The sequence below is a fragment of the Algimonas arctica genome (genome assembly GCF_014652695.1).
GTDB classification, from domain to species: Bacteria; Pseudomonadota; Alphaproteobacteria; order Caulobacterales; family Maricaulaceae; genus Litorimonas; species Litorimonas arctica.
On record NZ_BMZH01000007.1, the window covers coordinates 125462 to 150434 of the forward strand.

The 24973-nt window shown below is 55.5% G+C and carries 23 protein-coding genes and 1 other RNA gene; 19 read left to right on the forward strand and 5 right to left on the reverse strand.

Annotated elements, in window-relative coordinates; translation table 11 throughout:
• Positions 1–122 precede the first annotated feature (122 nt).
• The 8 genes from IE105_RS09885 (at position 123) to IE105_RS09920 (ending at position 8912) form a co-directional block, all read left to right on the forward strand.
• Entirely contained in the window at positions 123–629 is a 507-nt protein-coding gene (locus IE105_RS09885) for an A24 family peptidase (protein ID WP_189497973.1), read from the forward strand.
• 118 nt (positions 630–747) lie between these two features.
• Positions 748–1587: a Flp pilus assembly protein CpaB gene (gene cpaB, locus IE105_RS09890; protein ID WP_267904674.1), complete on the forward strand. Its 840-nt coding sequence runs from the start codon at positions 748–750 to the stop codon at positions 1585–1587.
• A gap of 3 nt (positions 1588–1590) precedes the next feature.
• Positions 1591–3078, forward strand: a complete 1488-nt coding sequence (locus tag IE105_RS09895) for a type II and III secretion system protein family protein (RefSeq protein WP_189497977.1) — start codon at positions 1591–1593, stop codon at positions 3076–3078.
• Positions 3079–3088: 10 nt separating this feature from the next.
• Positions 3089–3769, forward strand: a complete 681-nt coding sequence (locus IE105_RS09900; RefSeq protein ID WP_189497979.1) for a CpaD family pilus assembly lipoprotein — start codon at positions 3089–3091, stop codon at positions 3767–3769.
• 10 nt (positions 3770–3779) lie between these two features.
• Positions 3780–5540, forward strand: a complete 1761-nt coding sequence (locus IE105_RS09905; protein ID WP_189497981.1) for a CpaE/TadZ family protein — start codon at positions 3780–3782, stop codon at positions 5538–5540.
• 7 nt (positions 5541–5547) lie between these two features.
• Complete coding sequence (locus tag IE105_RS09910; RefSeq protein ID WP_189497983.1) at positions 5548–6948, forward strand: TadA family conjugal transfer-associated ATPase; 1401 nt, start codon at positions 5548–5550, stop codon at positions 6946–6948.
• Complete coding sequence (locus IE105_RS09915; RefSeq protein WP_189497985.1) at positions 6948–7934, forward strand: type II secretion system F family protein; 987 nt, start codon at positions 6948–6950, stop codon at positions 7932–7934. The genes IE105_RS09910 and IE105_RS09915 overlap by 1 nt, the downstream gene beginning before the upstream one ends.
• Positions 7935–7946: 12 nt before the next feature.
• Positions 7947–8912, forward strand: a complete 966-nt coding sequence (locus IE105_RS09920; RefSeq protein WP_189497987.1) for a type II secretion system F family protein — start codon at positions 7947–7949, stop codon at positions 8910–8912.
• Between the two features lie 78 nt (positions 8913–8990).
• Here the strand turns inward: IE105_RS09920 and IE105_RS09925 are convergent, their stop codons facing one another.
• Positions 8991–10289, reverse strand: coding sequence for a tetratricopeptide repeat protein (locus IE105_RS09925; protein WP_189497989.1), 1299 nt, complete (start codon positions 10287–10289; stop codon positions 8991–8993).
• Between the two features lie 242 nt (positions 10290–10531).
• On the opposite strand from IE105_RS09925, the gene IE105_RS09930 reads away from it, so the two are divergent.
• Positions 10532–11968 (forward strand): leucyl aminopeptidase family protein, encoded by a 1437-nt coding sequence (locus IE105_RS09930; RefSeq protein WP_189497991.1) that lies wholly within the window; start codon positions 10532–10534, stop codon positions 11966–11968.
• Here IE105_RS09930 and IE105_RS09935 read toward each other — a convergent pair.
• Entirely contained in the window at positions 11918–12982 is a 1065-nt protein-coding gene (locus IE105_RS09935) for an acyltransferase family protein (RefSeq protein ID WP_189497992.1), read from the reverse strand. The two genes, IE105_RS09930 and IE105_RS09935, sit on opposite strands and share 51 nt — an antisense overlap.
• Positions 12983–13188: 206 nt before the next feature.
• On the opposite strand from IE105_RS09935, the gene IE105_RS09940 reads away from it, so the two are divergent.
• Both IE105_RS09940 and IE105_RS09945 read left to right on the forward strand, forming a co-directional pair.
• Entirely contained in the window at positions 13189–13695 is a 507-nt protein-coding gene (locus tag IE105_RS09940) for a MarR family transcriptional regulator (protein ID WP_233354092.1), read from the forward strand.
• Positions 13696–13702: 7 nt separating this feature from the next.
• Positions 13703–14512, forward strand: coding sequence for a C40 family peptidase (locus IE105_RS09945; RefSeq protein ID WP_189497994.1), 810 nt, complete (start codon positions 13703–13705; stop codon positions 14510–14512).
• A gap of 18 nt (positions 14513–14530) precedes the next feature.
• Here IE105_RS09945 and IE105_RS09950 read toward each other — a convergent pair whose 3' ends face one another.
• A complete protein-coding gene (locus tag IE105_RS09950) occupies positions 14531–15172 on the reverse strand; it encodes a c-type cytochrome (protein ID WP_189497996.1) in 642 nt (213 codons plus the stop codon).
• A 173-nt stretch (positions 15173–15345) separates the two neighbouring features.
• On the opposite strand from IE105_RS09950, the gene IE105_RS09955 reads away from it, so the two are divergent.
• Complete coding sequence (locus IE105_RS09955; protein WP_189497997.1) at positions 15346–16185, forward strand: prephenate dehydratase; 840 nt, start codon at positions 15346–15348, stop codon at positions 16183–16185.
• Positions 16186–16231: 46 nt separating this feature from the next.
• Positions 16232–16684 carry a YHS domain-containing (seleno)protein gene (locus IE105_RS09960; RefSeq protein WP_233354093.1) on the forward strand — a complete coding sequence of 151 codons (453 nt, stop codon included), beginning with the start codon at positions 16232–16234 and terminating at the stop codon, positions 16682–16684.
• Positions 16685–16690: 6 nt separating this feature from the next.
• Here the strand turns inward: IE105_RS09960 and nudC are convergent, their stop codons facing one another.
• Complete coding sequence (nudC, locus tag IE105_RS09965; RefSeq protein WP_189497998.1) at positions 16691–17584, reverse strand: NAD(+) diphosphatase; 894 nt, start codon at positions 17582–17584, stop codon at positions 16691–16693.
• Positions 17585–17805: 221 nt separating this feature from the next.
• Here nudC and IE105_RS09970 point away from each other — a divergent pair, with 221 nt between their 5' ends.
• Positions 17806–18324: an outer membrane beta-barrel protein gene (locus tag IE105_RS09970; RefSeq protein WP_189498000.1), complete on the forward strand. Its 519-nt coding sequence runs from the start codon at positions 17806–17808 to the stop codon at positions 18322–18324.
• A 106-nt stretch (positions 18325–18430) separates the two neighbouring features.
• Positions 18431–18528: signal recognition particle sRNA small type (gene ffs / locus IE105_RS09975), an RNA gene on the forward strand.
• Between the two features lies 1 nt (position 18529).
• Here ffs and IE105_RS09980 read toward each other — a convergent pair.
• Positions 18530–19969, reverse strand: a complete 1440-nt coding sequence (locus IE105_RS09980) for a cytochrome P450 (protein WP_189498003.1) — start codon at positions 19967–19969, stop codon at positions 18530–18532.
• 194 nt (positions 19970–20163) lie between these two features.
• Between IE105_RS09980 and IE105_RS09985 the strand changes: the two genes are divergently transcribed.
• The 4 genes from IE105_RS09985 to ggt all read left to right on the forward strand — a co-directional run bounded on the left by IE105_RS09985 (position 20164) and on the right by ggt (position 24963).
• Positions 20164–20802, forward strand: coding sequence for a hypothetical protein (locus IE105_RS09985; protein ID WP_189498005.1), 639 nt, complete (start codon positions 20164–20166; stop codon positions 20800–20802).
• Between the two features lie 144 nt (positions 20803–20946).
• Positions 20947–22671, forward strand: a complete 1725-nt coding sequence (locus IE105_RS09990) for a DNA polymerase III subunit gamma/tau (protein ID WP_189498006.1) — start codon at positions 20947–20949, stop codon at positions 22669–22671.
• Positions 22668–22994, forward strand: coding sequence for a YbaB/EbfC family nucleoid-associated protein (locus tag IE105_RS09995; protein WP_189498008.1), 327 nt, complete (start codon positions 22668–22670; stop codon positions 22992–22994). Before IE105_RS09990 ends, IE105_RS09995 begins: the two co-directional genes overlap by 4 nt.
• A 241-nt stretch (positions 22995–23235) precedes the next feature.
• Positions 23236–24963 (forward strand): gamma-glutamyltransferase, encoded by a 1728-nt coding sequence (gene ggt / locus IE105_RS10000; protein WP_233354094.1) that lies wholly within the window; start codon positions 23236–23238, stop codon positions 24961–24963.
• The last annotated feature ends 10 nt before the right edge of the window (positions 24964–24973 follow it).

Consider the following 24973-nt stretch of genomic DNA (forward strand, 5'->3'; position numbering starts at 1 on the left):
CGCGTTCAGGCGTCGGACGACAAGTCGGACGCTTTTTTCATGGGAAAACGGAAAATTAAGAGCCGTCGATTATGGCTTAAGTTTACTTATGTCTCCAACGACAAACCTCTTCGGAGTTTGATATGATTTCCCCGCTCATCGTCACGTTAGTCTTTGCAGTTCCGCTATTAATCGCGGCCTATACGGACTTTTGGTCGATGAAAATTCCAAACACTGTGAGCCTGGCTATGGCCGTAGGCTTTATCTTGACCTTGCCTCTGACGTGGCAGGGTTTACCCGTTCTTGGCGAACATTTGATGGTGGCGACAATTTTCTTCGCCGCGGGGTTTTCGATGTTCGCGTTCGGCTGGTTAGGGGGCGGCGATGCGAAATTGATGGCCGCGATCAGCCTATGGTTGGGGTGGGGAGATGCGCTTCCGTTCATTCTTGCGACGACATTATTTGGCGCAGCATTGGGAATATTGCTTATGTTTGGCGGGCCAATTGCGCCTGTGCGCCTCCGAACCAGTGCGCTGGGAATGCGTTTGTTCCAAGGGGGGAAAGACATGCCCTACGGTTTAGCTTTGGCGGCGGGCGCGCTCTATGTTTGGCCTAACAGTCAGATCGGGTCCGCCTTAATCGGCGGATAAGCTGCTTTATTGTCCCGATCAGAGTAATAAAAACCTGATTGAAAGCGTATTGTTAACCATGCTTTAGCGTGTGATCTCCTACTCATAGCTTCAGAGTTTTCCATCTGGAGCGGATAAAGTGGACAGAAAACGCCTATTACTTATCGTCGCATTGATAGGTTTGATGTTTGTCGTATTCACCACTTTGCGTGGAATGAACACGAAAAGCGCAGACATCGCGCCTGAAGTTCGAACCATCGTCGAAGAGGTGGATTACACTCAAGTTTTGAGCGTGTCCGAGCCGATGAATAAGGGTGACCGCGTAAATAAAGGCGATCTGAAATGGATCGACTGGCCCACCGAAGCTGTGACAACGGCGTTAATTACAGATGATGCCGGTGCGGATGGCTCCGTCATGGACTCCCTTTTGGGGGCGTTTGTGCGCGAAACCCTCACGCCGGGGGATCCATTGGTTATGTCGCGGTTCATCCGAGCCGGCGATGCCGGGATTATGGCTGCTCTGCTCAGCCCAGGCATGCGCGCTGTGACAGTTCGGATCAGTGTTGATACTGCTTCAGGCGGTTTCATTCAGCCGGGCGACAAGGTCGACATCATTTTACAAGAGATGATCCAGCCTGACAGTGAAGTCGGCGGGTCAACGCAACCGAAATTCATCGCCACGACAATTTTTGAGAATGTCACCATTCTCGCGATCGATCAGTCGTTCTCAAACAACCCTGAAGGCGGCGCGGCCATTCCAGGGTCAACGGCGACATTGGAACTGTCTCCGCGGGACGCTGAACGTATCACTGTCGCGCAGGTTCGCGGCGATCTCTCGCTTGTTCTTCGCGGTTTTAGCGGGTCTTCGGCCCGGGCGCCGTCCCGAGCGAGTAGTCCATCAGAGACAGAAAAAAGCGTGCCGCCTTTGACCATCTACCGCTCCGGTGCATCTCAATCCGTCGCCGTTCGGGGAAATTAGATTATGACCGGAACTGATATTCGACAGACTAAGGGCGCTCTGCGCCAAACATTGTTAGGCGGACTGCTACCCGCGTTGGCGCTCAGCGCCGTTTTGGCGGTTCCAGCCCATGCCGGAGACCGCAATTATAATACGCTGGCCTCAATCCAGACCACGTCGAGCGATGGTATTCGAATTCAGTCGCCCGGTGAGGGCATCAATCGGTCGATTGTCCTGCCTTTTTCTAAATCGACTGTGGTGGAATTACCCGCCAACGTCATGGATGTCATTGTCTCTAACCCCGACATAGTTGAAGCGGTTGTGCATACGGCACGTCGCACCGTGCTTATCGGTAAGGCGTCTGGTCAAACAAACGTCTATTTCTACGGTCACAATGGGGAAGAATTACTCAATATTGATATCCGGGTTGAGCGCGACATTAATGGCCTGATGGACCTTGTGCGCAAACACGCGCCGACCGCCGATATCGAAGTGCAATCGATCAATAATAATATCATGCTGACTGGCCGCGTTCCCAACGCACAGGTCGCGCTTAAAGTCGAACGTATAGCGGAAATGTGGCAGGGGACCGAGTCGGGTGAAGGCTCAATCGTAAATCTTCTCTCCGTTGAGGGCAAAGATCAGGTCATGCTAAAAGTTCGCATCGTTGAGATGCAACGGTCTGTTGTCAAACAAATGGGCTTTAACTTGTCTGCGGTGGCAGAATTGGGTGACTCAACTGTGTCGCTGATCAATAATTTGGGCGTGTCCAGCGGCGCTGGGTTTACCGGAACCGCGGGCTTTACCAACGGCACGGGGGGCGATCTTCGCTCGTTAACTGGTGCGATGACAGCGTTGGAACGGGTCGGACTTATCCGGACTTTGGCTGAACCCACTTTGGTGGCCATTTCAGGCGAAACAGCGACCTTTTTGGCGGGTGGTGAGTTCCCCGTATTGGGCGGCGTTTTTACAGATCAGAATGGACAATTGCAGCGGTCTTTCGAGTTTAAATCCTTTGGGGTTTCGCTTGGATTTACGCCGGTTGTGCTATCTGAAGGGCTGATTTCATTGAGTATTTCAACTGAAGTCTCAGAGCCAACAACAGAAAATTCATTCGAAACAGGCGGTGATGGCGGCGACATTTTAGGTCTTCGGGTTCGCCGGGCCGATACGGTTGTCGAGCTTCCTGCGGGCGGGAGTCTCGTCATTGCGGGTATGATCCGCGAAGAAGCGCGGAATGCTTATGACGGCGTCCCTGGTGTGAAAGATATCCCGGGGATCGGCGCCTTGTTCCGAAATCGAGACAGTCAGAGCGTTCAGACCGAACTGGTCGTGATCGTGACGCCATATCTTGTGGACCCGACGCACCCTGACAAGCTGCAAACGCCTTTGGAAGGCTTCAAGCCCGCCAATGATCGGCAGCAATTGTTAATGGGTCGATTGAACACAGTTTACGGCGATAAAGCATCTCCCGACGCGCTTGCGGGCCCGTTCGGTCATGTGGTGGATTAGGGGCAACAGGATGAATGCTTTTTTTAAAACGTCGGGCCTCGCTTTGGTTCTCGCGTCCCCGGCCTTGCTGTCAGGGTGTATGCAAGGAGGAAGTCTGCCCGAACCGACGCATCGGTTGCACCCGGTCAAAGTCGCTGAATCCGTCGAGCGCCTAGAGCTTTATGCGCGTCCAAACGGGTTGGAATTGTCCCAACGCGATGAATTCGCTGTATCGGCATTCCTAGAGGGATATGCGGCGCAAGGCTCCGGGCCGATCTATATAAATCGTCCGGCCTCTGCCACGCACACGCAAGGTATTCAGCAAACCGACGCGTTGATCGATCGTTTAATGAGCCGAAACGGGATTCGTCTGAGCTCTGCCCAATCAGGCACGTATTATTCGCGGCCGGGTGATCCGGCTCCGGTGGTTATTTCTTACCGTATCTTGCGGGCAGTCTCTCAGGATTGCGCATCATTGAGCGATTTGACCGTGACGCATACAAATGGTGTGACACCAGAATTCGGCTGTTTTGCGTCGGCTAACCTTGCGGCCATGATTACAGATCCCCGTCAGTTGATCGAACCTTACGCGATGCAGGCGCCAAACGCTCAACGTCGTCAAGTTGTCTATGATCGCTATATTGAAGGCACATCGACGGCTTCAGAACGTCCCGATGGGCAGAAACAAAGTTCACAAGAGTCGGGAGGTTAGAGCCAGTCATATGACATACCCTCCTCAACATCCCGCACAGCCTGGCCAGCCCATGCCCCGTCCGATGCCGATGCCTTCACCCGTGCCGATGCAGGCGCCGCGTGCGCTTGGACAACACCCCCAGCCGCAACACCCGCAGGGTCAGCCACTCATGGGTCACGCTCCTTTGGGACAGCCGCCCATGGGACAGGGCCAACCCCCGATGGGTCAACCGATGATGCCTGCGCCTGTGGCGGCCCCGCGCCCACCGATGGTGCCACAGCCGATGGCTCCGCGACCCATGGTTGCCCACCCAACGGCGCCGCAAGGTCATCCGCAACAAGGATACGCGCAATCAATGCCGGCACCGCAAGCCATGTCTTACGGGGGGCCGCAGGGACAAGTGCCCCAAGGGACGCCGCATCAAGCGCCGACGCCACATTCCGAGTATCCTGGCCTGGTTGAATCTAATCCGGCCCTTGCGGTGTCGACGACGATGCCAGACCGTGAAGGCGGTGAGCGCGCGTTACCGCAACTCTCCATTCACGCTTTTTGTGAGCGCAACGAGACAGCGGGTTGCGTCAATCAAATGACGCGTGACTGGCGTATGCGCCGGACCAATACGAAAATTTATATGGGTGGCCTGACGGCGGCCATCGAGTTTTATCATAAAGAGAATACGCCGGGCCTCGTGATGATTGAAACTGGGTTGCGCGGCGAAGAGCTGTTCACCCAATTGGAGACTTTGGCCTCTGTTTGCGACGAGGGCACGCGCGTCGTCATTATTGGCGTGACCAATGATATCCGGCTTTACCGTCAGTTGATGGAAAAAGGCGTGTCGGACTATATTGTTCCGCCTTTGCACCCCTTGAATATGATCCGCTCTTTGAGTGAGGTTTTTGCGGATCCGGATCGGCCATTTACTGGCCGCGCCGTCGCATTTTATGGATCAAAAGGCGGAGTTGGATCGTCAACCTTGGCGCATAACATGGCTTGGACCTTGTCTGAACGTCTGATGCAAGAAACGTCACTGATCGATCTCGATAGTAGCTGGGGGACGACCGCGCTCGATTTTGCGTATGATAGTGCGTCTGGCCTCGAAGAAGCGCTTGCCGATGCAGAGCGTCTTGATGACACGCTGTTGGACCGTATTATGGTTCGCCACACATCACGTCTGTCAATTCTTCCTACATCAAGTTCGCTCAATAATAAGCCCATCACCGACACAGCGGCCTATGAGGCGATCATCACGGCGGTTCGGTCAATTAGCCCGCTTGCCGTGCTGGATGTTCCGCATATTTGGAATGATTGGACGACAAACATCCTCACAACTGTGGATGATGTGGTCATTACAACCGTTCCTGATTTGGCCAATTTGCGTAATACGAAGAACTTAATCGACTTCCTGAAGGCCCAGCGCCCGCACGATTCTGATCCAATATTGATTCTTAATCAAACTGGCCGTTGCCGCACGAAAGAAGACGAGATTAGTGTCGATAATTTCGCTGGCGCAGTGGGCCTAGAGCCGTCACTCGTGATCGGTTTTGATCCCGATACATTCAGCCGGGCTTGCAATGAAGGCAAAATGTTGCCGGAAATGAAAACCACTGAAAATCTTGTCCCGGGTCTTGATTATATCAGCCACCGTTTGCGGACGGGTCAGTTTTCGTCCCCTCCCGTTATAGGCGGATCCCGTCTTAAACTGGGACGAAAAGCCAAGGCAGGATCTAAGGCTGGGTCCGGTGGAAAGTCTAAATCGTTGATTGCGTCACTATTGCGTAAGAAAGCGTAAGGTCAGTATGTTCGGTAAACGCTCAGACATTGCGGCCGTAAAATCACCGGATGCAGCCCCTAAGCCCGCACCCGAGCCTAAAAAGGTTGATCAAGCCCCCGTCGCGAGAGCGGAAAAGCGCGGAGGTGAGCCGTCTGAAGAATATTACGAAACGAAGGCGACGATTTTCAACGCCTTGTTTGAGACGATTGACGTGTCGGCTTTGGCCGGGATGCAGCTTGACAAAGCACGCGCGGAAATCCGCACCATTGTCGATGAAATTATTGCCATTCGAAATGTCCGGCTTTCTGTCGCTGAACAGACACAGCTGATCACAGAAATCTGTGACGATATTCTCGGGTATGGGCCTTTGGAGCCTCTGCTCGCGCGCGATGATATTGCCGATATTATGGTCAATGGGGCCAAGCACGTCTTCATCGAAGCCAATGGTAAGATGTTAAAGACGAATGTTCGGTTCCGCGACAATACGCAGCTGATGAACATTTGCCAGCGGATCGTTAGCCAGGTTGGTCGTCGGGTCGATGAGGCTTCGCCAATCTGTGATGCGCGCTTGCTCGATGGCTCACGGGTCAACGTTATTGCACCGCCTTTGTCGATCGATGGACCATCGCTGACTATTCGGAAATTTAAGAAAGATAAGTTGACCTTGGCGGACTTGGTTGGCTTTCAATCGATTTCTCCGGCCGGCGCGAAGGTTCTTCAAATTATTGGCGCGTGCCAATGTAATATCGTAATTTCCGGCGGTACGGGTTCGGGTAAAACGACGTTGCTCAACTGTTTGACGGGTTTCATCCATCCCGATGAGCGTATCATCACCTGTGAAGATGCCGCCGAATTGCAGCTACAACAGCCGCATGTTGTCCGCCTAGAAACGCGCCCGCCTAACCTTGAAGGCAAGGGCAAAGTAACAATGGCCGATCTCGTGAAAAACTGTCTGCGAATGCGGCCAGAACGGATCATCGTGGGTGAGGTCCGGGGACCGGAAGCTTTCGATCTTCTGCAAGCGATGAACACGGGTCACGATGGCTCTATGGGGACGCTCCACGCCAACAGCCCGCGCGAAGCGCTCTCTCGGTTGGAATCTATGATCACGATGGGCGGATTTTCGCTGCCCGCGAAAACAATTCGCGAAATGATTGTCGGTTCTGTCGATGTGATTGTTCAGGCCGCGCGCCTTCGCGACGGGTCGCGCCGGATCACCCACATTACTGAGGTGATCGGGATGGAAGGTGACGTGATTGTGACGCAAGACCTACTCAAATATGAGATGGACGGCGAAGACGCGGATGGCAATATTGTTGGCAAACACAGATCGACCGGGATTGCGCGCCCCGCATTTTGGGATCGTGCCCGCTACTTCAATCTTGAAAAAGACCTCGCTATGGCCCTTGATGAGGCGGGTAGCTAATGGATCCGCAGATCACACTTGGTATCGCCGGTGCTGGCGTTGTTGGTATTATTGGCTACTTGTTGTTGAGCGGGTCGTCCGGATCATCCAATTCTGCCAGGGTCGCCTCCTATACGGGGAAAGCGCCAGCTGGAATAAAATTTCTTGAACGGTTCAAGTCTGAGGACAGAGGTGATCGCCGAAAACAGATCGAAGAATCGCTCAAAAAGCTCGAAGAAAATCAAAAAACAAAGAAGAAAAAGGCAAAGTCTCTTGAGGCTAAGCTCGTGCAGGCGAACGTGTCATTCACACGAAGCCAATTTATAATCGGGTCCGCTGTTATTGGCGGTGTCGTTGGCTTGCTCATGTTGATTTTAGGGATGCCTTTGCTGCTGACAGTGGGCACGGCATTCATTCTAGGTTTTGGATTTCCACGGTTTATCCTGAATTTTTTGATCAAACGTCGGCAGAAGAAATTCATCGCGCATTTCGCCGATGGGATGGATATTATTGTCCGTGGTGTTCGCACAGGGCTTCCGCTCGGTGACTGTTTGAAGATCATCGCACACGAAAGCCCGGATCCCTTAGGCGCAGAATTTCGGCGCGTCGTCGAAGCGGAAGGCTTGGGCGTTCCAATCGAGGTATGTTTGGAGCAAATGTACGAACGGATTCCAATATCTGAAGTGAACTTCTTCGCCACAGTTTTGAATATTCAAAAAACAACGGGTGGTAATTTGGGCGAGTCTTTGGCCAACTTGTCGACGGTTCTGCGGTCGCGGAAAATCTTGGCAGAGAAAATTAAGGCCCTGTCCGCAGAAGCCAAGATGAGTGCGATTATCATCGGCTCTCTTCCCATCGTCGTGATGATTCTGATCTCCATCATGTCACCCGATTACATGAATGAGCTGTACACGACGGAACGTGGTCAGACGAACCTCATGATTGGTGGCGGGATGATGGTTATGGGTATCTGGATCATGCGTAAAATGATCGACTTCAAATATTAAGGGGCTGAGCACATGACCGAAGGCGCTCTCACGACCCTGACGAATGTCGGTTACTTGGTAATCTGCATCCTGCTGGCCGTTACTGCATACATGATTGTCGCCCCCTTGCTTGAAGGCGACAAAATGAAAAAGCGGATGGCCTCCGTATCGACACAACGTGAAGCCCTGAAGGGTGCGCGGTTGAAGCGGATCGACAATGATTCACGGTCACTTCGGAATACAGATAAAACCCTTGCCCGGCAGCTTGTTGATCGGTTCAGTCTTGAGCGCTTGCTCGAAGCGACAGATTTGAAAGATAAGTTGGCTCAGGCCGGCCTTCGGGGGCAGGCGCCGATTTACAAATTCTATTTCTTTCGACTGGTGATGCCGTGTGTTTTAGCCGCGTTTGGTTTGTTGTTTTTGATCATTCTCAATACGCCGGGCTGGTCGATGCTGCAACGGATCGCGGCGACCTTAACGCTGACACTTTTGGGGTATTACTTGCCCGCTATTTACGTAAAGAACCTCGCCAATAAACGGCTTGCCTCAATCATGTCAGTGTTTCCGGACGCGCTCGACCTGCTTTTGATTTGCGTTGAATCGGGCATGTCGGTCGAATTAGCCTTTGGGCGAGTTGCCGATGAGCTGGCAGAGAATTCTGTTGAACTGGCAGAGGAATTCCATCTCACCACGGCAGAGCTCTCTTACTTGTCAGCCCGTCGGGCCGCCTATGAAAACCTAGCCCGCCGCAACAACCATATTGGCATCCGGTCGGTCGCGACAGCTCTGATTCAGGCTGAACGATACGGGACACCGCTCGGGGATAGTTTGCGGACGATGGCAAAAGAAAACCGACAGATGCGGATGATGGTCGCCGAGAAGAAGGCGGCGTCTTTGCCCGCCAAATTGACCGTCCCGATGATCCTGTTCTTCTTGCCTGTCTTGTTCATTGTTATTCTGACGCCAGCCGCGATGCGTCTTGCTGGGGCCTTGTCCTAAAACAAATAGAGTGTTGTCCGAATACGCAAAAGCCCGGTTCTCTGGCCGGGCTTTTTTTATGAGAGGTTTAAGACGAGGTCAGCGCCTGCGGCGTGCGGGCTGACGTCCTTGCTGCGGCTCAGCGGAGGGTTCTGACGTCTGCGGATACACTTGCTGCGGGTATCCGGGTTGGGCAGGGGTTCCGTAAGGCTGCGCTTGTTGCTGGGGCGTCTGGATGGCGGGCCCAACCACGTAGGGTTGCGGCTGTGTTCTTGTCTGTCCCTGCGGTGTGACAGCGCCGGGCTGTAGCGATTGACGGATCTCGTTCAGAACCGACTGCTGATCAGACGTCATTTGTGAGTTGCCATAGGCTTGGCTGCGGGGCGCGGCAGACTGTGTGTAGGGTCTGGATTGGGCACTGCCATATTGAGCGCTGGTCTGTGTTGATTGCCGTGCGGCTTGAGACGAGGACGTATAGGTTTGTCCATTCGGGGCAGTCGTTGAAAACCGCGTTGCCGGTACGCCGCCCATTTGCGCGTTATAACTCCCTTGAGACGGCGTGCCTTGAGCGACATATCCTTGGTCCGGATATCCTTTGCTTTGATATCCCTGTGTGGGCACACTTTGTGCGGGGATACCACTCGACGACATTTGGGCGGGGGTTCCCCGCGGTGTTAGGGCAGGCACTGGCGCGGCCGGTAAGCGACGATCACCCCGGCTCAAACCCGCGAGCCGCAATTCGCGCTCAGCCTCTTCTGTGCGCCCTTGAAGCTGCAAGACCATAGCGAGGTTTTCGCGCGCGCTACCCCCGGACCCGGGCATCGCCGCGGCCCGACGAAGCCACATTTCGGCAGAGCGGAGGTCGCCAGATAAGGCATAATTCAGGCCAAGGTTGGTCAAGACATTCGGGTCATTCGGCGTGATTTGCAGCGCGCGGTTATAGTTCTGACGGGCCGCCTCATATTCTTCCAATTGATCCAACGCAGCCCCTTTGAGTGACCAAAGGCGACCGTAGCCCTGTGTCACGCGGAGGCCTTGATCAATTACGGGAACGGCGTCGAGCGCGCGTTGATCCGCGATCAGTCCCGCTGCGTGTTCGGCCAGTAAATACGGGTCGCGCGGATGGATTGTGCGAGAGGTTTGCGTGATTTCGACGGCGCGTCCGGGGTTGCCGAGTTTGCGTACAGAGGCCGCGAGCTTCAGCGTCGCTTCCAAATCTGTTGGATTTAGGTCATATTCGTGGGACCAAAAAGCCGCCTGCGCGAACAGTTCCTGCGTTTCGATATTATCGCGCATTTCACGTGACGCAGGCATATATTGGTCGACGGAGACTTGCTGTTTAACGTCGGCCTCTTGCGGTGTGATCCCGCCCGCATAGGCGCACGCCGACAAGAGCAAGGGGGTGCCAAGAAGGAGTGTTGTTCTGAGTAGGGGTCGTGATCTGTGCTGCGCCATTATGTCCTCACGAACGTCTGAGACTGGGCCTTCCGCAATCGGTCAGTGGATTGAGAATAAGCCGGATTTCGTTAACAATCGTAAAGAGCTAGAGTTAACGGGAGCTTTACACTCATGTTATGAGTATCAAAGTAAGAGGGTCGGCGATGTCCGCCGGTCCAGTCTAGCCCTGAGTTTCTGCTATCATGACACGATCCCCCGCGACGAGCCGTTTGAACGATGTTCCCAATGGCGATCCGATTGTTCCAATTCATGCGCTCCGACCGGACAGCTGGGCGACGCTGAGCGGGACCTTGCCAAGTGTCCAAACTAAATTCGCGCAGGCCAATGGGTTTGCCGCAGAGGCGGGGCAGAGCGTCATGTTGCCGGATGAGACGGGCGGAATTGCCGCGGTCCTTATGGGGTGCGGCGACCTTGCGACAGATTTCGACCGTGAAATGCGTCTCGGCCAACTGTCATCGGGCCTGACGGGCGGTTATTATGAGCTGTCGAGCAAGCCAGATGAGTGGACGGATCGATTGGCCGCCATCGGGTGGGGGCTCGGGACCTATCGTTTTACCCGCTATCTAAAAGATACCCCCGAAACGCCCGTTTTGGTCCTCAGTGAGGACGTGGATGCGGGTCATGTTCACGACGCGATCGAGGCGACGGCGCTGGGACGGGATCTGATCAACACGCCCGCCGGGGATATGGGCCCGGTTGCGTTGCATCAAGCCGCAGAAACCTTGGCCGAAAAATACGGCGCGACCCTGTCGGCCGTTATCGGACCGGACTTAGTTGAACAAAATTATCCCATGATTCACGCGGTCGGGCGGGCGGCGCATGAAGCGCCGCGATTGGTTGAATTAGAATGGGGGGACCCGTCCCATCCACGTTTGGCCCTTATCGGCAAAGGCATCACCTTTGATACAGGTGGCGTGAATATGAAAAGCGCGGCGGGCGCGCGCCTGATGAAAAAAGATATGGGCGGCGCTGCGCACGCGTTGGCCTTATCGGCCATGATCATGGCGGCGCGATTGCCGGTTCGGCTTCACTGCCTGTTGGCAATCGCAGAAAATGCGGTGAGTGCCAACGCTTACCGCCCAGGTGATGTGTTATCCTCTCGCGCAGGGCTCACGGTTGAGATTGATAATACTGACGCCGAAGGACGGCTTGTCTTGGGTGATGCGCTTGCGAAAGCGACAGAATCTAATCCCGTCTTGATGATTGATTTTGCGACGCTCACAGGGGCGGCGCGGGTCGCGCTTGGGCCACAGCTGCCGCCGTTCTTTACCAATCGTCCGCATTTGCATGATGCGATATCGCGTCACGCAACGATGGAGCTGGATCCGATCTGGCCGATGCCGCTGTGGCAGCCTTATCACGCGATGCTGAGCTCCCCGATTGCGGACATGAAAAATTCTGGCGGATCCTTTGCCGGCGCAGTCACAGCGGCGCTGTTCCTAGAGCGTTTCGTCGACAAGCGACCGTGGATGCACTTCGATGTCTATGGCTGGAACCCCACCACACGTCCGGGGCATCCTACTGGCGCCGATATCTACGCGATCCGTGGGTTGTTCGCGTGGCTCGCCTCAGGCGGGCTGAACACGCCGATGGACGGACCGGCTAGCGAGGCGCTTTAGGCCCCAAAAGAGCGCGGCCACGCTGAGCGCCGTGCTCAAGGTGGCCATCACAAGCACGGGGACTGCGATGGTTGGAAACGCAGCCAGTAGCCCCTGCGCGGTTGGCCAAACGCCAAGGAAAAACGGCAAGACGAGATTTGGCCAATTCTTTAGGGCTTGCAACTGGCTATGCAGCAGCGCCATCGCCAAGGCGCACCACCCTGTCATGGCGAAAATTTCTATCATGTAGGAAAAGCGGAAGCCATAATAATGGATCAATGCGACGCCGAGCGCGAGAGCGGAAATTAGTAACCACCCGCGCGCTCCGGTCGGGAGTCGATCTTTCCAGCCATAAGCAGCAATTCCGAGCAGAAATGGAAACGCGAGCCGAAGGCCGGGGATCAACGGAAAAAGAAGCGCGGAGTTGGTTTGGTCCGTCCAAGCGTTGACCCCTATATGGGCGCAGACTGCCACGACGAAGAGCCCCAGATACAAAACCCTGTGGCGAAGGCCGAGCTTATAGGCCAGCAGTAAGCCAATAAACGCGATAGCCCCCCACCGCAGCGACCAAATCGCTCCTTGTAAGAGGCAAGCATAGAGCGCGTTATCCAACGCGCCCGGCATGGCCTGTCCCGGATCAATTAAGGTGACGGTGGTTAGAAAATAGACCGCAAGTTGCGCGGCGGTTTTTACGCTCGGGGCATCAGGGTTACACAAAAGCGGGTACAGAACCGCCACGACGATAAGCGTGTAGAGGGCGAGCCACGGCATTGTGCGCGAAACGCGAGACATGATGAAAGCGGTCGCGCTTTTTCCCTGCGACAGACTTCGCCACGCCAACCAACCGGATAAAAAGAAGAGGACTTGTAAGCCGAAAAGGCTGGGGTCGTAACCAAATGTGCTGAGCCATTCTTGGGATTGCGGTCCAATAGCCATAGTCGACGCGTAACCCAAGCCGATAAATCCGACGGTGATGAGACGGACCGCATTGATTCGTTCAAGAACTGAGGCGTCCGCAGGGGCATTTATTTGCATTAGGGGGGTCAAATCAGACATAAGCCTTCGCCACGTGGACACACACGAAACCCTTATCCAACACGTCTTAAAAAAGTTCTCAGGCTTTTGAATCACTTGACTGATTCGGAGCCTGATGAGTTCGGCTTGTGCTTGACCGACGAATCCTTGCTGTGCGAGTCCCAATTCATTCGAGTGATATAGGCGGGTCCTTGGGAGGGGAATTAATGGCATCGAAGATGAACCCAACGACGAAGTCTATATCTGAAAATGATGATTTTTCGGCGCTGGAACTCCCGCAAGAGGCCGTTGATACCGCGCCGCAAACAGCCCCTCTAACTGGTCGCGCCGCCCGTCCGATTCGTCCCTCCCGCCTCTCATCAACTTTGGCGCTGGCACTGTGGAAAGACGTGACGGTCGCGTCAGTTGCGGGCGATATGCCCGATCTATCCGCCCGACAAACAGCCGTCTTAATGTGTGTGTATCTGGAAGAAGGTCCGCATACGGTGCGTTCATTGGCCGCGCGTCTTAAAGTGACCAAGGCCGTCATTTCACGCGCCATTGATAGGCTGAAATCTTATAATTATATTCTTCGTGCCGATGACCCGCGCGACCGTCGTTCTATCGTTTTGCGCCGGACCCCTGACGGCATCAACTATCTCCGCGCATATGCGAGCCTTATTCAGCGTGAAATGCCGGACGGTTTGAGCGCCGGCAGATTGTCACGCCGCTAGGCGCGCTGTGGCGTCCGATTCACGGTTCGATTTGCCGGACGGAATAGGGCCGAAGATTGCGCGACGGCGTGTCGTGACGGAATATGCGCCGCTTCTCACACATCCAAACCTCCGCGCGGCGCAGCAAACGGAACTCGTGCACGGGCAGGCGTTCGACGTGCATGCAGAGCAGGAGCGATGGGTTTTTGGACGCGCCTGTCCACTCATCTCTACGAGCCGCCGTGACGGCTATATTGGCTGGGTTGATGCAACAGCTCTGGGCGATCTGGGATCGGCTCACACGCATTTCGTCTCATCCATCAGCGCCCCAGTCTTCGCGCGCGCTGACCTGAAATCCCATATTGTCATGTCATTGCCGCTGGGTTCGCGGATCAGCGTCATGTTGGAAAAGGATAATTACTGTCAGATTGGCGCTGGCGCTTATATCAGTCGCATGCACGTCAGAGAGATTGCGGCCCCGGAACATGACTTGGTCGCGGTTGCGCGACGGTATCTTGGTCAGCCCTATGTTTGGGGCGGGAACGGGGCGCGGGGCGTGGATTGTTCCGGAATCGTGCAGATGAGCCTATCGGCCTGCGGGATTGATGCGCCGCGGGATGCGGACTTGCAGGAAAAGACGCTGGGCCGCGTGGTGGCACAGCCCGACCACGTCGGTGATCTCTTGTTCTGGCCCGGTCATGTCGGAATACTGGCAACGAAAACGCGGCTTTTACATGCCAACGCCACGCATATGGCTGTCGTGGAAGAACCTTTGGGGCCGGCCCTAAAACGCATGACGCGCGCAGGGGTTAATCTGCGCGCTATCAAACGTTTATAAGCTGAGTGGCGGGAGCGCTTACTCGTTGGTCTCAGTCGGATCCGTCGCAGGCTCTTCGATCTGAACGGCTTCACCGGGAACAACAGCCCCCTCTTCGGCGTCGACAGTGAGTTCAATAGTCGCTGCGGCTGGGTCCGGCCGGGGCACGGGGTTGCTCGACGCGAGGCGTAGATATTCGATCACGGCCGCGCGGTCGCTTTCCTTGCGGATGCCGACAAAATTCATTTTCGTGCCGGGCAAATAGTTTTTGGGTTTTTCGAGGAAGCCGTTGAGCGCTTCATAGGTCCAGCTTGTACCTGCGCTTGTCATGGCATCGGAATAAGAAAAGTCTGTATGGGCACCTTTGGGTGAACCGACGATATTCCAAAGCCCGGGACCCGTACCATTTGCGCCGCCAACATCCGCGTTATGGCAGGATGCACAGCTCTTAAAAACTTTTGCGCCGCGGTCCGCATCCATCGCCGCAACCCAGTCAGCTTGCGGGAAGGGCAGTTCGATGACCTCTTCTTCGCCACCCGCTTCAAGTTCACCGACAATATAGGCGGGAACCTTCGGGGTTTCGTGATGCATGAAGACTTCTGGCAGTGTCTTGATCATCATGAAAACGAGCGCACCCCCCAAAATGGCGGCGAAAATTTTGTTATTGCCAAGCGGATCCATAACGATCGGCGTCCTTACTATCTTTTAGTGTCGACGTTCCAGATGTGCGGAGCGCCATTGTTGTTAGGTCTAATACGGATTTAGGCCGTGACTGCAATTGTAAAAGCCCTTGCGGCGCAGCGTCGCAAGCGGTCTAAGCCTTGTTTCGAAAGACTGTATCAGGATTGTCCGGCATGAGTGTACGTATTGTCTATCAAGGAGAGCCAGGCGCTTACTCCCATCTGGCGTGTCGGGAGCATTTTCCGGATATGCAGCCGTGGGCCTGCCAATCTTTTGCGCAAGCGTTTGCCCGGGTCCGAACGGGTGAGGCAGAATTGGCAATGATTCCCGTTGAAAATACGGTCGCGGGGCGGGTGAGCGACATTTACCACCTGTTGCCCGAGGGTGATCTGTACATCATTCAAGAGCGTTACCAGCCGATCCATCATCAATTGCTTGGGCTTCCCGGGGCGACCCTTGAGGGGATTAAAGTCGCGCGGTCACATCCGATGGCATTAGGGCAAGTGCGCGAGCGCCTCTTGTCGCTGGGTATCGCCGCTATTGCCGATGTCGATACGGCGGCCGCCGCCCGGAAGGTTGCGGAGCGAGGCGACATGTCTGTCGCTGCGGTTGCGAGCCGTGTCGCAGCAGAGGAATATGGCCTCGATATACTCAAAGAAGATATTGAAGACTCAGGGTCCAACACAACGCGCTTTATCGTTTTGTCAAAGGACGCGCGGATCCCGCCGTTGACTGAGGTCCCCGTTGTGTCTTCCTATGTTTTCCGGACGCGGTCTGTTCCGAGCTCGCTCTACAAAGCGCTTGGCGGATTTGCGTCAAACGGACTGAACCTGACCAAGCTGGAAAGCTATATGATCGGTGGGGGGTTCACGGCGGCGCAATTTTATGTCGATGTGGAAGGTCATCCGGACAGTCAGGCCATGCGCAATGCATTGGAAGAACTTGATTTTTTCACTGAAGATATTCGCCATTTGGGCACCTATCCTGCCGATCCGGTCCGCGCGAAATCGTGATCGGACGTGAATTGAATTCTGTGGCGTCAGGCCCCACATTATTGTCATGAAACATGTTCTTATTGCAACCGTCCTCGTGACATCAGCGGCGCTCATGCCCGTCACGGCGTTTGCCCAGAAACCAGAGATTTACACCAGCTGGCGGAACAAGATCGCTGTTGATGGCTATGATGTCGTCAGTTTCCATGCCGGCAAGCCGCTCAAAGGCCGCACAGAATTTGCGACCCAATATAAGAAAGCCACGTGGCGGTTTGATACGCAGGCCAACCTTGATCTGTTTTTGATGAACCCTGAAGCCTTCGAGCCGCAATATGGCGGCTATTGCGCGTGGGCGTTAGCCAAAGACAAACTCGCCCCCGGCAAGGCGGAGCATTGGCACGTTGAGGACGGGAAGCTTTATCTCAATTATTCGACTCGCGTGAAAAAACGCTGGGACGCGTTGCGCGAGGAATTTATCACCCAAGCTGATGATAACTGGCCGAGTTTGCTGGCAGAATAAGTCCGACTACTGATTGGATAACCAAGCTCTGAGCAATTGGTGTGCGATCGTCGTTCGCATGGGACGCATGAAGGCCTCGCCTGTTTTATTGAATACAGCGTCGACCTCGGCCCGGGTGAACCAACACGCGTCTTCCAACTCATTTTTGTCAACTATGATGGTCTTGTCTGCGGCTTGACTGACCAAACCAATCATCAATTGTGACGGGAACGGCCAGGGTTGGCAGAATAAGTATCGGTGGCCGGACAAGGTCGCGCCGACTTCTTCCATGCCTTCACGGGTCGCGGCTTCTTCCAATGTTTCGCCGGGTGAAACAAAACCTGCGAGGGCGGAGTAATATCCAGGAGGCCAACCATGCCCACGGCCCAATAGCACTGAATCCTCATGCTCGATGAGGAAGATCACGACCGGATTGACGCGCGGGAAATGTTCCGTTTCACAGCTGGCACACGTTCGCTTCGCACCGCCTTCGGCGGACGCGGTTTTGGCGCCGCACTGCGCGCAAAAGGGGTGGGTGCGGTGCCAATCAAAAATCGAACGCGCGCGTCCGGCAACGGCCAACGCGTCTGGCGTGAGCCTATGACCATGCATGCGCAAGTCCATGAGCGAGTCAGGCGGCAATTGGCTATCGTCCGTCAAAGAGGCTGCGAAAACCGGATCACCATCCTCTTCAAGGCCTAAGAAGATCAACCCCGGGTCCATGAGGGGAAGGGACGCAATAGCCGACGGTGCGGCCCGTAAAAGCGCCGGGCCGTCTGTCGCCACTTGGCCCTTGTGAAACAGCAGGGCGCTCGCCTTAGGGTGCTCCATCAGTCGCGCCTCGCCCCGTTCCATTTCTGCAAAATCGACTTGTGAGCCGGCGAAAGGAATAGGGCAGTCGGGTATAAATTTATGGGTCATATGACGAGGCCCTAGTTGGTTAACTCAAATTAAGCAATCACGACAAATTGTGCTGTAATTAAGCAGTAATTACTGCAAATTAATGCAACGATAACAAACTGTTGCGGGAATGACACACGCATATTGAAATATACCGTGAGGCACTGGAATTGCGGGAAAGGCGCTCCTAACTAAGCGGCGTGCATCCCCCCGCACGCAATTTAAACATGGAATATTTTAGAATGAAAATCGTAAAAATCGCAGCCGCAACAGCGGCAATCGCCATGGTCGGCGGAACTGCTATGGCCCAAGATGGGCAAGCCTATGTTGGCCTCGGTGTCGATGCTGTTGAATTTGACAGCTATAACCTGTCTGCCAAAGCCGGTTATAACTTCACAGAGTATTTCGGTGTCGAAGCCCAAGGTGGGTTTGGTGTCATTGATGATGAGGAAACAGTCGCAGGACTCGAAGTTGAGGCCGGTGTTGATTACTATCTTTCTGGCTTCCTGACCGGACGCCTTCCAATGTCAGAGCAGTTTGAGCTCATTGGTCGCGTCGGTTACTACTTCGGCGAACTCGAAGCCTCATCCGGTAATGTGTCTGTTTCTGAAGATGTTGACGGCTTTGCCGGCGGCGTTGGCGGTCAATTCAACTTTGGGCCCGAATATAAAAACGGTATCCGGGCTGAGTACACGTACCTTGATGTTGAAGGTGACGGTGGCGGCGACCTCTACTCTATCTCTTATATCCGTAAGTTCTAGTCTCTGACAGAACACGCGTTTAGCCCGTCGCGCAGTTTGTGCGGAGGGCTTTTTTTATGTGCGCTCTGCCTTGTCAGCGCAGCCGTGAATTGCCATATGCTGTCTCGGAAGATCGGCCCGGACGTGGGCTTTCGCCAACCCGGTCAGGTCGGGAACGAAGCAGCCGTAACGAATCGTCTGCGGGTCGGGACCCGGTCTTCCACTTTCACCTTTTTTCGACGCGCATCATGAGCGGTTTTTCCGTTCGCACAGTGACGCGTGCGAGTGGCCACGGGTGAGGTCCATCTAAATGCAGTCGGTATTCACGCGCGATAAGTGCCGTCAGGATGAGTGCTTCCATCTTCGCAAACTGCGCCCCGATACAAACGCGTGGCCCGAGACCAAACGGCAGATATTGGAACCGTCCAATCGGGCGTTCTGCACCCGGCAAGAACCGCTCCGGCACAAAGGCATCAGGTTGATCCCATAATTTACGGTGCCGATGGATCATCCAGATATTGCCAAACACAATCGCCCCTTCAGGTAGGTCGTGACCGCCTAACGTCTCCGCGCGGTTAAGCTCACGCGAGAGGAAGGGTGCGGGGGGATAGAGCCGCATCGCTTCGTCTAAACAGGCGCGCGTATAAGGCAGGCTCTCACCCCACTTTTGGGCTGGGCCGCTCATATCCAGCGCGTCCACTTCCGCTTCCATCCGCGCGCGGGCGTCTGTGTCTTGGGACAAGAGATAGAATAACCACGTCAACGCCCTCGATGTGGTCTCGTGACCTGCCGCGATGAAGGTAATTAGTTGGTCCACCAATTGATCCGGCGTGAGCGTGTCGCTGTCTGCATCTGTCGCGGTCAAGAGCAGAGTTAGTAAATCGTCCGGCACGGTGTCGCCGGCGGTAATTTTCGTTCGTCTGGCTTCGCCCAACAGACCGATACGCTTTCGCAACCGCTTGACCACGCCCATGCGTCCTACCCGCGTTAATCGCGGCACCCATTTCGGTAAATTGGTGAAATCTAACGGGTCAGGCCGTCCCATGCTGGATAGAAACTTATCAATATCGTGCAAGCTCGCTTGCCGCCCGCCGTCAAGCTCGCCGGAAAACAACACGTCAGAGAGAACTTGATAGGTCAAATCCACACAGACTTTATCAAAGGCGACAGTGTCCTCCGCGAGGAGGCGGGTGAGGTGATCGCGGGTCGTGCGCGCCATTCCTTTGGCAAACCCGTTGACATGTCGCGGCGTGAAAATTGGCGCGAGCGCCCGGCGATCATGTTTCCAGCGCTCGCCTTCGGATGTCAGCAACCCGTCCCGCAGAACGGGTTTCAATATCGCGTTACGAATGCTCGAGAGGCGTAGGGCGTCAGCTTTGGTCACGAAGGCTTCGCGGACTGTATCGGGGTGGCTCGGCGTCAGAAAGATCTTGCCCATGCCTCTCGCGACTTCGTCAAACCCCTCTATCGCCTTGGTCGTTTGACCATGAATCGGGTTTTTCGACGACGCCAGTAGGTAGCGACCCCAATCAATGGCGTCCCAGTCTTCGATGGACGCGTCTATGGGCAAGGGGGCTGGCGGAACAAACCGACCGTCTTCCCAACGGGGTTCCGGACGAAATGAATAATCGTGTCGGCTCTTTTTTACGCGCGATGATGGGCTCATGGTCCGACAGTGCGCGCCTCCACGTCAATGCGCAACATCAACCGCGTTCGCGTGGCTCTGAATATCTGTTCCGGTCAGAAGGTTGCGCTGAGCGTGGTCTCTGACGGGACGTGAGAGTCACAGTTTAGGCCTTTTTTTCGCCGCAAAAGGGCTTAAAATATATCTTTGATCCCATATTTTCCGATAGGACAATCATGCTATTCCGGTCTCTTACCCTTGTGGGTTCAGCGCTTTTATTTACCGCCTGTTCCTCTCCCGATGATATGATTTCCGGTGCTGAGGCCCCCGAAACAGAGGCGCTGACGTCATCGCAGCCTTCGCAAAACGAGGCGACGACACCTCTTATTTCCATTGATTTTTTATCAGACGACGCCAATCGCCTGTTGTCCGCCTGCGCGTTTGGCGACGCTGTCGCCTGTGATGCGTCGCAACGAAATGCCAAGATCAGCAATGACGGTGTTTTTTCGCGCTTCCACGCCAACTGTCAGGGCGGAGACCAAGACTATTGCGCGCTTTTGGATGGTCTTGTTGCGGCCGAGCTCCGGATGCGGGGCGTCACACCGGATACGGCGGGTACGGGCGCGAACGGGCAAATGATTACCCCGGGCGGTGAGTCTTATCTGTGCGGCGATGAAACATTTACAATGGGATTTGAAGCCGGGGCCGTTTTCATCACGGACGCAGACGGCAACGCCGCCCGTCTCGATTTGCTCGATGATAGGACTGCCGACGTTATGACCTTTACTAATGGGCGGATGACGGTTTTCCGTAGCAACGACGCCGTTCGTTTCGCCCGCGGTCGCCGCGCTGCCGTGACATGCGATAAAAGCTGATCCTCGGCGCGGCATGACAACTGCCTAGCAGGCTCCGGATATGCTTCAAACCGCTCCGGACACGCGCATCAAACGTTATAACGCCTGTGGACCGCCGCTGCATCAGGCTTCCCAAGTCCGGCTGCGCTGCATATACATTCCCTAATGTCCGAAAATCAGCCTCATCAGACCTATCAAGTGCTCGCGCGGAAATACCGTCCGGCGACGTTTGAGGATATGATCGGTCAAGATGCGATGGTCACGACCTTGTCCAATGCGTTTCGTACGGGCCGGATCGCGCATGCTTTTATGCTGACCGGGGTGCGCGGGATCGGCAAGACCACGACAGCGCGGCTGCTCGCGCGAGCTCTGAATTACGAAACCGACACGGTGGACGGTCCGTCCGTCGATCTGGCAACGCCGGGACGGCATTGCGACGCGATTATGAGCTCTAGCCATATGGACGTGCTGGAAATGGACGCGGCGTCCCGCACGGGCGTCGATAATATGCGCGAACTGCTCGATGGCGTGCGTTACGCCCCCGCCGATGCACGCTATAAAGTCTATATCATTGACGAGGTGCACATGTTGTCCGCAGGCGCATTCAACGCGCTGCTCAAGACTCTGGAAGAGCCGCCGGACCACGCCAAATTCATTTTCGCGACGACGGAAATCCGCAAGGTGCCGATCACGGTTCTGTCGCGCTGTCAGCGGTTTGATTTACGCCGGGTTGAAGCGGATATTCTCGCCGCGCACCTCAAGAGCATCTCTGACCAAGAAGGTATTGCGGTCTCACATGACGGGCTCGCCTTAATCGCGCGCGCCGCTGAAGGCTCGGTTCGGGATGGTCTCTCGCTGCTTGATCAAGCCATTGTCCAAAGTGGTCTGTCCGGCGACGAAGTCAGTGCCGAACAAGTTCGGGCCATGTTGGGTCTGGCCGACCGTGTGCGTCTGATTGATTTGTTTGAACATGCGATGGGCGGCGATGCCAAAGCATCGCTCTTGGCGATGCGCGCGCAATATGACGACGGCGCCGCGCCAGATGTTGTCATGGGCGATTTGCTCGATATTTGTCACGAAGTCAGCCGCGCGCAGACTTTGGGTCAAGACGCGGCGTTTGATTTTGCCCCGGACCAGATTGAGCGGCTGCGCGGTCTTGGACAGACCTTTACAGCGGGGCAATTGACGCGGGCGTGGCAGATTTTGATGGGCGCGCATTCGGAAGTGCGCCGCGCCCCTGTGCCTTTGGCGGCGGCTGAAATGGCGCTGTTGAAACTGGCCTTGGCGGGGCAAATGCCGCCGCCCGAATTGGCCGCGCAGATTATTCTTCAGGCGCAAAAACTGGACAGCGAAGGCAAAACCGGACTCCCGCAATTGACGCCGTCCGCTGCGCCGCAAGCCCATGTGCCGAGCGTACCCTCGATATCTCCGCCCGCATCATCCGCGTCGCAGACAGTCTCCATGACCGCGCCCAAACCCGTGGCCCCGACCGCGCCGAAAATGCGGCTGGATAGTTTTGCCGATTATGTTGAGCAGGTTGATGACCTTCGGCTTCGGCATGATCTCGAACGCTATGTGAGTGTGGTGGACTTTGCAGATGGACAGGCCGAAATCCATATTACTGAGGCGCGTCATAATTCGATTGTCGGGCGCATGGTCCGCTCACTGCAAGAATTGACGGGCCAACAATGGCTGGTGAGCCCGGTGCCGACACTCGGCGAGCCAACTTTGTCAGATCAACGTAAATCAGCCAAGGCGAAGCAAGACGCTGATGATCGGTCCCATCCTGCGTTTCGTCATCCACTGCTTAAAGGGGCCAAAATCCTTGAGATTAAGGACCGCGCTCCCAATGTAATAGCAGGCAACTTTAAGAAGGATGACATGTCATGAAAGACCTGATGGGCCTGATGAAACAGGCCAAGGAAATGCAGGCCAAGATGGAAGCTGCGCAAGCGCAAGTGGCCGATACGGAAGCCACGGGTCGCTCTGGCGGCGGGCTTGTCACGGTGACGCTCGTGGGCGGCGGGAATATGAAAGCGCTCACGCTGGATCCAACCCTGATGGGCGGCGCTGAGGATAAAGAAATGCTCGAAGACCTCATCATTGCCGCTTACCAAGACGCGAAAGTCAAACTGGATCAAGCCGCCGCAGAGACGATGAAATCCGCCATGGGCGACATCCCGATGCCACCCGGAATGAAATTGCCATTCTAAGAGGACGGATCGGCGCACGTTCGTCGGTCATCTCGTCTAATGTGGCGTTGAATTGGGGTTTATTTCACATGCAACGCGCGGAACAGGCGATGTGAACTATACTAAGGGTGCACGCCAAGTGAGGGCGGGCGGATACGACCGTTCGAACGGGATCAAATTTTGGGCGAAGGACAAGAGTTGCGACCGCGCTGTGTCGGATGCCCTCTAGCGTCATCACAATCTCCCGCCTAAGCTACCTAATATGAAACATCTTCTCCTCGCGGCTTCTGTCTGTTTTCTGCCCATGGTTAGCATGGCGGCGGATCCCAATCCGGCGGCGCGGGCGTTTTATCAATATGATGCGATCCATCAGCCGATCTTGTCCAAGGACGGCATGGTCAGCGCGCAGGATGCCATTGCGGCTCAAGTCGGTGCAGATATTTTGCGGCGGGGCGGCAATGCTGTCGATGCGGCGGTCGCAGTCGGGTTCGCGCTCGCCGTGACCCATCCGCAGGCTGGGAATATTGGCGGGGGCGGCTTTATGATGCTGGCTGAACCGGACGGTCATGTGCGCGCGATTGACTTTCGTGAACAAGCGCCTGCCTCTGCGACACGGGACATGTATCTGGGCACTGACGGCAATGTTGATAATGAGAAAGCGCAGTTTTCTCGTGCCTCTGCGGGCGTTCCGGGGTCTGTCGCGGGGTTGCTGCATGCGCTCGATTCACACGGGACCATGACCCGTCGGCAAGTCATCGGTCCGGCGGCGGCCTTGGCGGATCGCGGCTTCATCGTCAGTCCAGCGCTCGCGCAATCCCTCGCCAGCGCGGGCAGCCTCAATGCGGATGAAAGTTCGCTGGATTATTTCGGCGGCTATGAGGCAGGCGACAGGTTGCGCCAGCGTGACCTCGCGAAGACGCTGAAACGCATTATCGCGCAAGGCCGGGATGGGTTCTACAAAGGCAAAACCGCGGACCTCATTATTGCTGAAATGGCTCAGGGTAATGGGCTTATCACGCGCGACGACCTCGCCGCCTATGAGGTGGTCGAACGCGAACCGGTGACGGGCACCTATAAGGGCTACACCGTCGCCGCCATGCCGCCGCCCTCGTCTGGCGGGGTGCATATGGTGCAAATGATGAATATGTTGGAGGGCTATGATCTGGCCGCTGACGGGCATAATTCGGCCGCTTATTTGCACAAGTTGATCGAAGCCATGCGTCGGGCCTACGCGGATCGCAGTGCTTATCTTGGGGATCCAGATTTTGTTGAAGTGCCCGTCGCGGCGCTAACGTCGCGTGATTATGCGGACCGTTTACGCGGCACGATTGATCTCACGGCCTCCAGCCGATCTGTCGATATTAGGCCGGGCACAGAGCTGCCTCATGAGAGTGTGAATACGACCCATTACTCTGTTATTGATGATGACGGGCGCGCCGTGTCTGTCACTTACACGCTCAATTTTTCGTTCGGGTCAGGTTATTCCGTCGATGGTGCTGGGTTCCTGCTCAATAATGAAATGGACGATTTTTCCGCGAAGCCGGGGAGTCCAAATGGCTATGGCTTGATTGGTGGCGAAGCCAATAAGATCGAGCCGCGAAAACGGCCTTTATCCTCGATGACGCCGACGATTGTGATGAAGGACGGAAAAGTCGTTCTCGCGACAGGGTCGCCGGGCGGATCGACGATTATTACGTCGGTCATGCAGGCCGTTTTGAATGTGGTCGAGTGGGACATGAACACGGCCGAAAGCCTTCATGCGCCGCGTATTCATCATCAATGGTTGCCAGATGTCGTTGTTGTTGAGCCGGGGATCAGCCCGGACACGCTGCAGATTTTAGAGCAAATGGGGCATCAGTTCCCGCGTGACGAAGACGGCGCGATCAGCCGTTCCACACTGGGGCTGGTCAATTCTGTCGGTCGCGATGGGGATTGGTTGACAGGCGCATCGGACCCCCGTGCGCCGGATAGTTTGGCGGTCGGGCCTTAAGGTTGAATAT

Excerpts from the sequence above, each read along its gene's own strand:
- IE105_RS09885 (WP_189497973.1), top strand. The coding sequence starts at position 123 with ATGATTTCCCCGCTCATCGTCACGTTAGTCTTTGCAGTTCCGCTATTA.
- IE105_RS09895 (WP_189497977.1), top strand. The coding sequence starts at position 1,591 with ATGACCGGAACTGATATTCGACAGACTAAGGGCGCTCTGCGCCAAACA.
- IE105_RS09900 (WP_189497979.1), top strand. The coding sequence starts at position 3,089 with ATGAATGCTTTTTTTAAAACGTCGGGCCTCGCTTTGGTTCTCGCGTCC.
- IE105_RS09905 (WP_189497981.1), top strand. The coding sequence starts at position 3,780 with ATGACATACCCTCCTCAACATCCCGCACAGCCTGGCCAGCCCATGCCC.
- IE105_RS09910 (WP_189497983.1), top strand. The coding sequence starts at position 5,548 with ATGTTCGGTAAACGCTCAGACATTGCGGCCGTAAAATCACCGGATGCA.
- IE105_RS09915 (WP_189497985.1), top strand. The coding sequence starts at position 6,948 with ATGGATCCGCAGATCACACTTGGTATCGCCGGTGCTGGCGTTGTTGGT.
- IE105_RS09920 (WP_189497987.1), top strand. The coding sequence starts at position 7,947 with ATGACCGAAGGCGCTCTCACGACCCTGACGAATGTCGGTTACTTGGTA.
- IE105_RS09930 (WP_189497991.1), top strand. The coding sequence starts at position 10,532 with ATGACACGATCCCCCGCGACGAGCCGTTTGAACGATGTTCCCAATGGC.
- IE105_RS09935 (WP_189497992.1), bottom strand. The coding sequence starts at position 12,982 with ATGCAAATAAATGCCCCTGCGGACGCCTCAGTTCTTGAACGAATCAAT.
- IE105_RS09940 (WP_233354092.1), top strand. The coding sequence starts at position 13,189 with ATGGCATCGAAGATGAACCCAACGACGAAGTCTATATCTGAAAATGAT.
- IE105_RS09950 (WP_189497996.1), bottom strand. The coding sequence starts at position 15,172 with ATGGATCCGCTTGGCAATAACAAAATTTTCGCCGCCATTTTGGGGGGT.
- IE105_RS09955 (WP_189497997.1), top strand. The coding sequence starts at position 15,346 with ATGAGTGTACGTATTGTCTATCAAGGAGAGCCAGGCGCTTACTCCCAT.
- IE105_RS09960 (WP_233354093.1), top strand. The coding sequence starts at position 16,232 with ATGAAACATGTTCTTATTGCAACCGTCCTCGTGACATCAGCGGCGCTC.
- nudC (WP_189497998.1), bottom strand. The coding sequence starts at position 17,584 with ATGACCCATAAATTTATACCCGACTGCCCTATTCCTTTCGCCGGCTCA.
- IE105_RS09970 (WP_189498000.1), top strand. The coding sequence starts at position 17,806 with ATGAAAATCGTAAAAATCGCAGCCGCAACAGCGGCAATCGCCATGGTC.
- IE105_RS09980 (WP_189498003.1), bottom strand. The coding sequence starts at position 19,969 with ATGAGCCCATCATCGCGCGTAAAAAAGAGCCGACACGATTATTCATTT.
- IE105_RS09985 (WP_189498005.1), top strand. The coding sequence starts at position 20,164 with ATGCTATTCCGGTCTCTTACCCTTGTGGGTTCAGCGCTTTTATTTACC.
- IE105_RS09990 (WP_189498006.1), top strand. The coding sequence starts at position 20,947 with ATGTCCGAAAATCAGCCTCATCAGACCTATCAAGTGCTCGCGCGGAAA.
- IE105_RS09995 (WP_189498008.1), top strand. The coding sequence starts at position 22,668 with ATGAAAGACCTGATGGGCCTGATGAAACAGGCCAAGGAAATGCAGGCC.
- ggt (WP_233354094.1), top strand. The coding sequence starts at position 23,236 with ATGAAACATCTTCTCCTCGCGGCTTCTGTCTGTTTTCTGCCCATGGTT.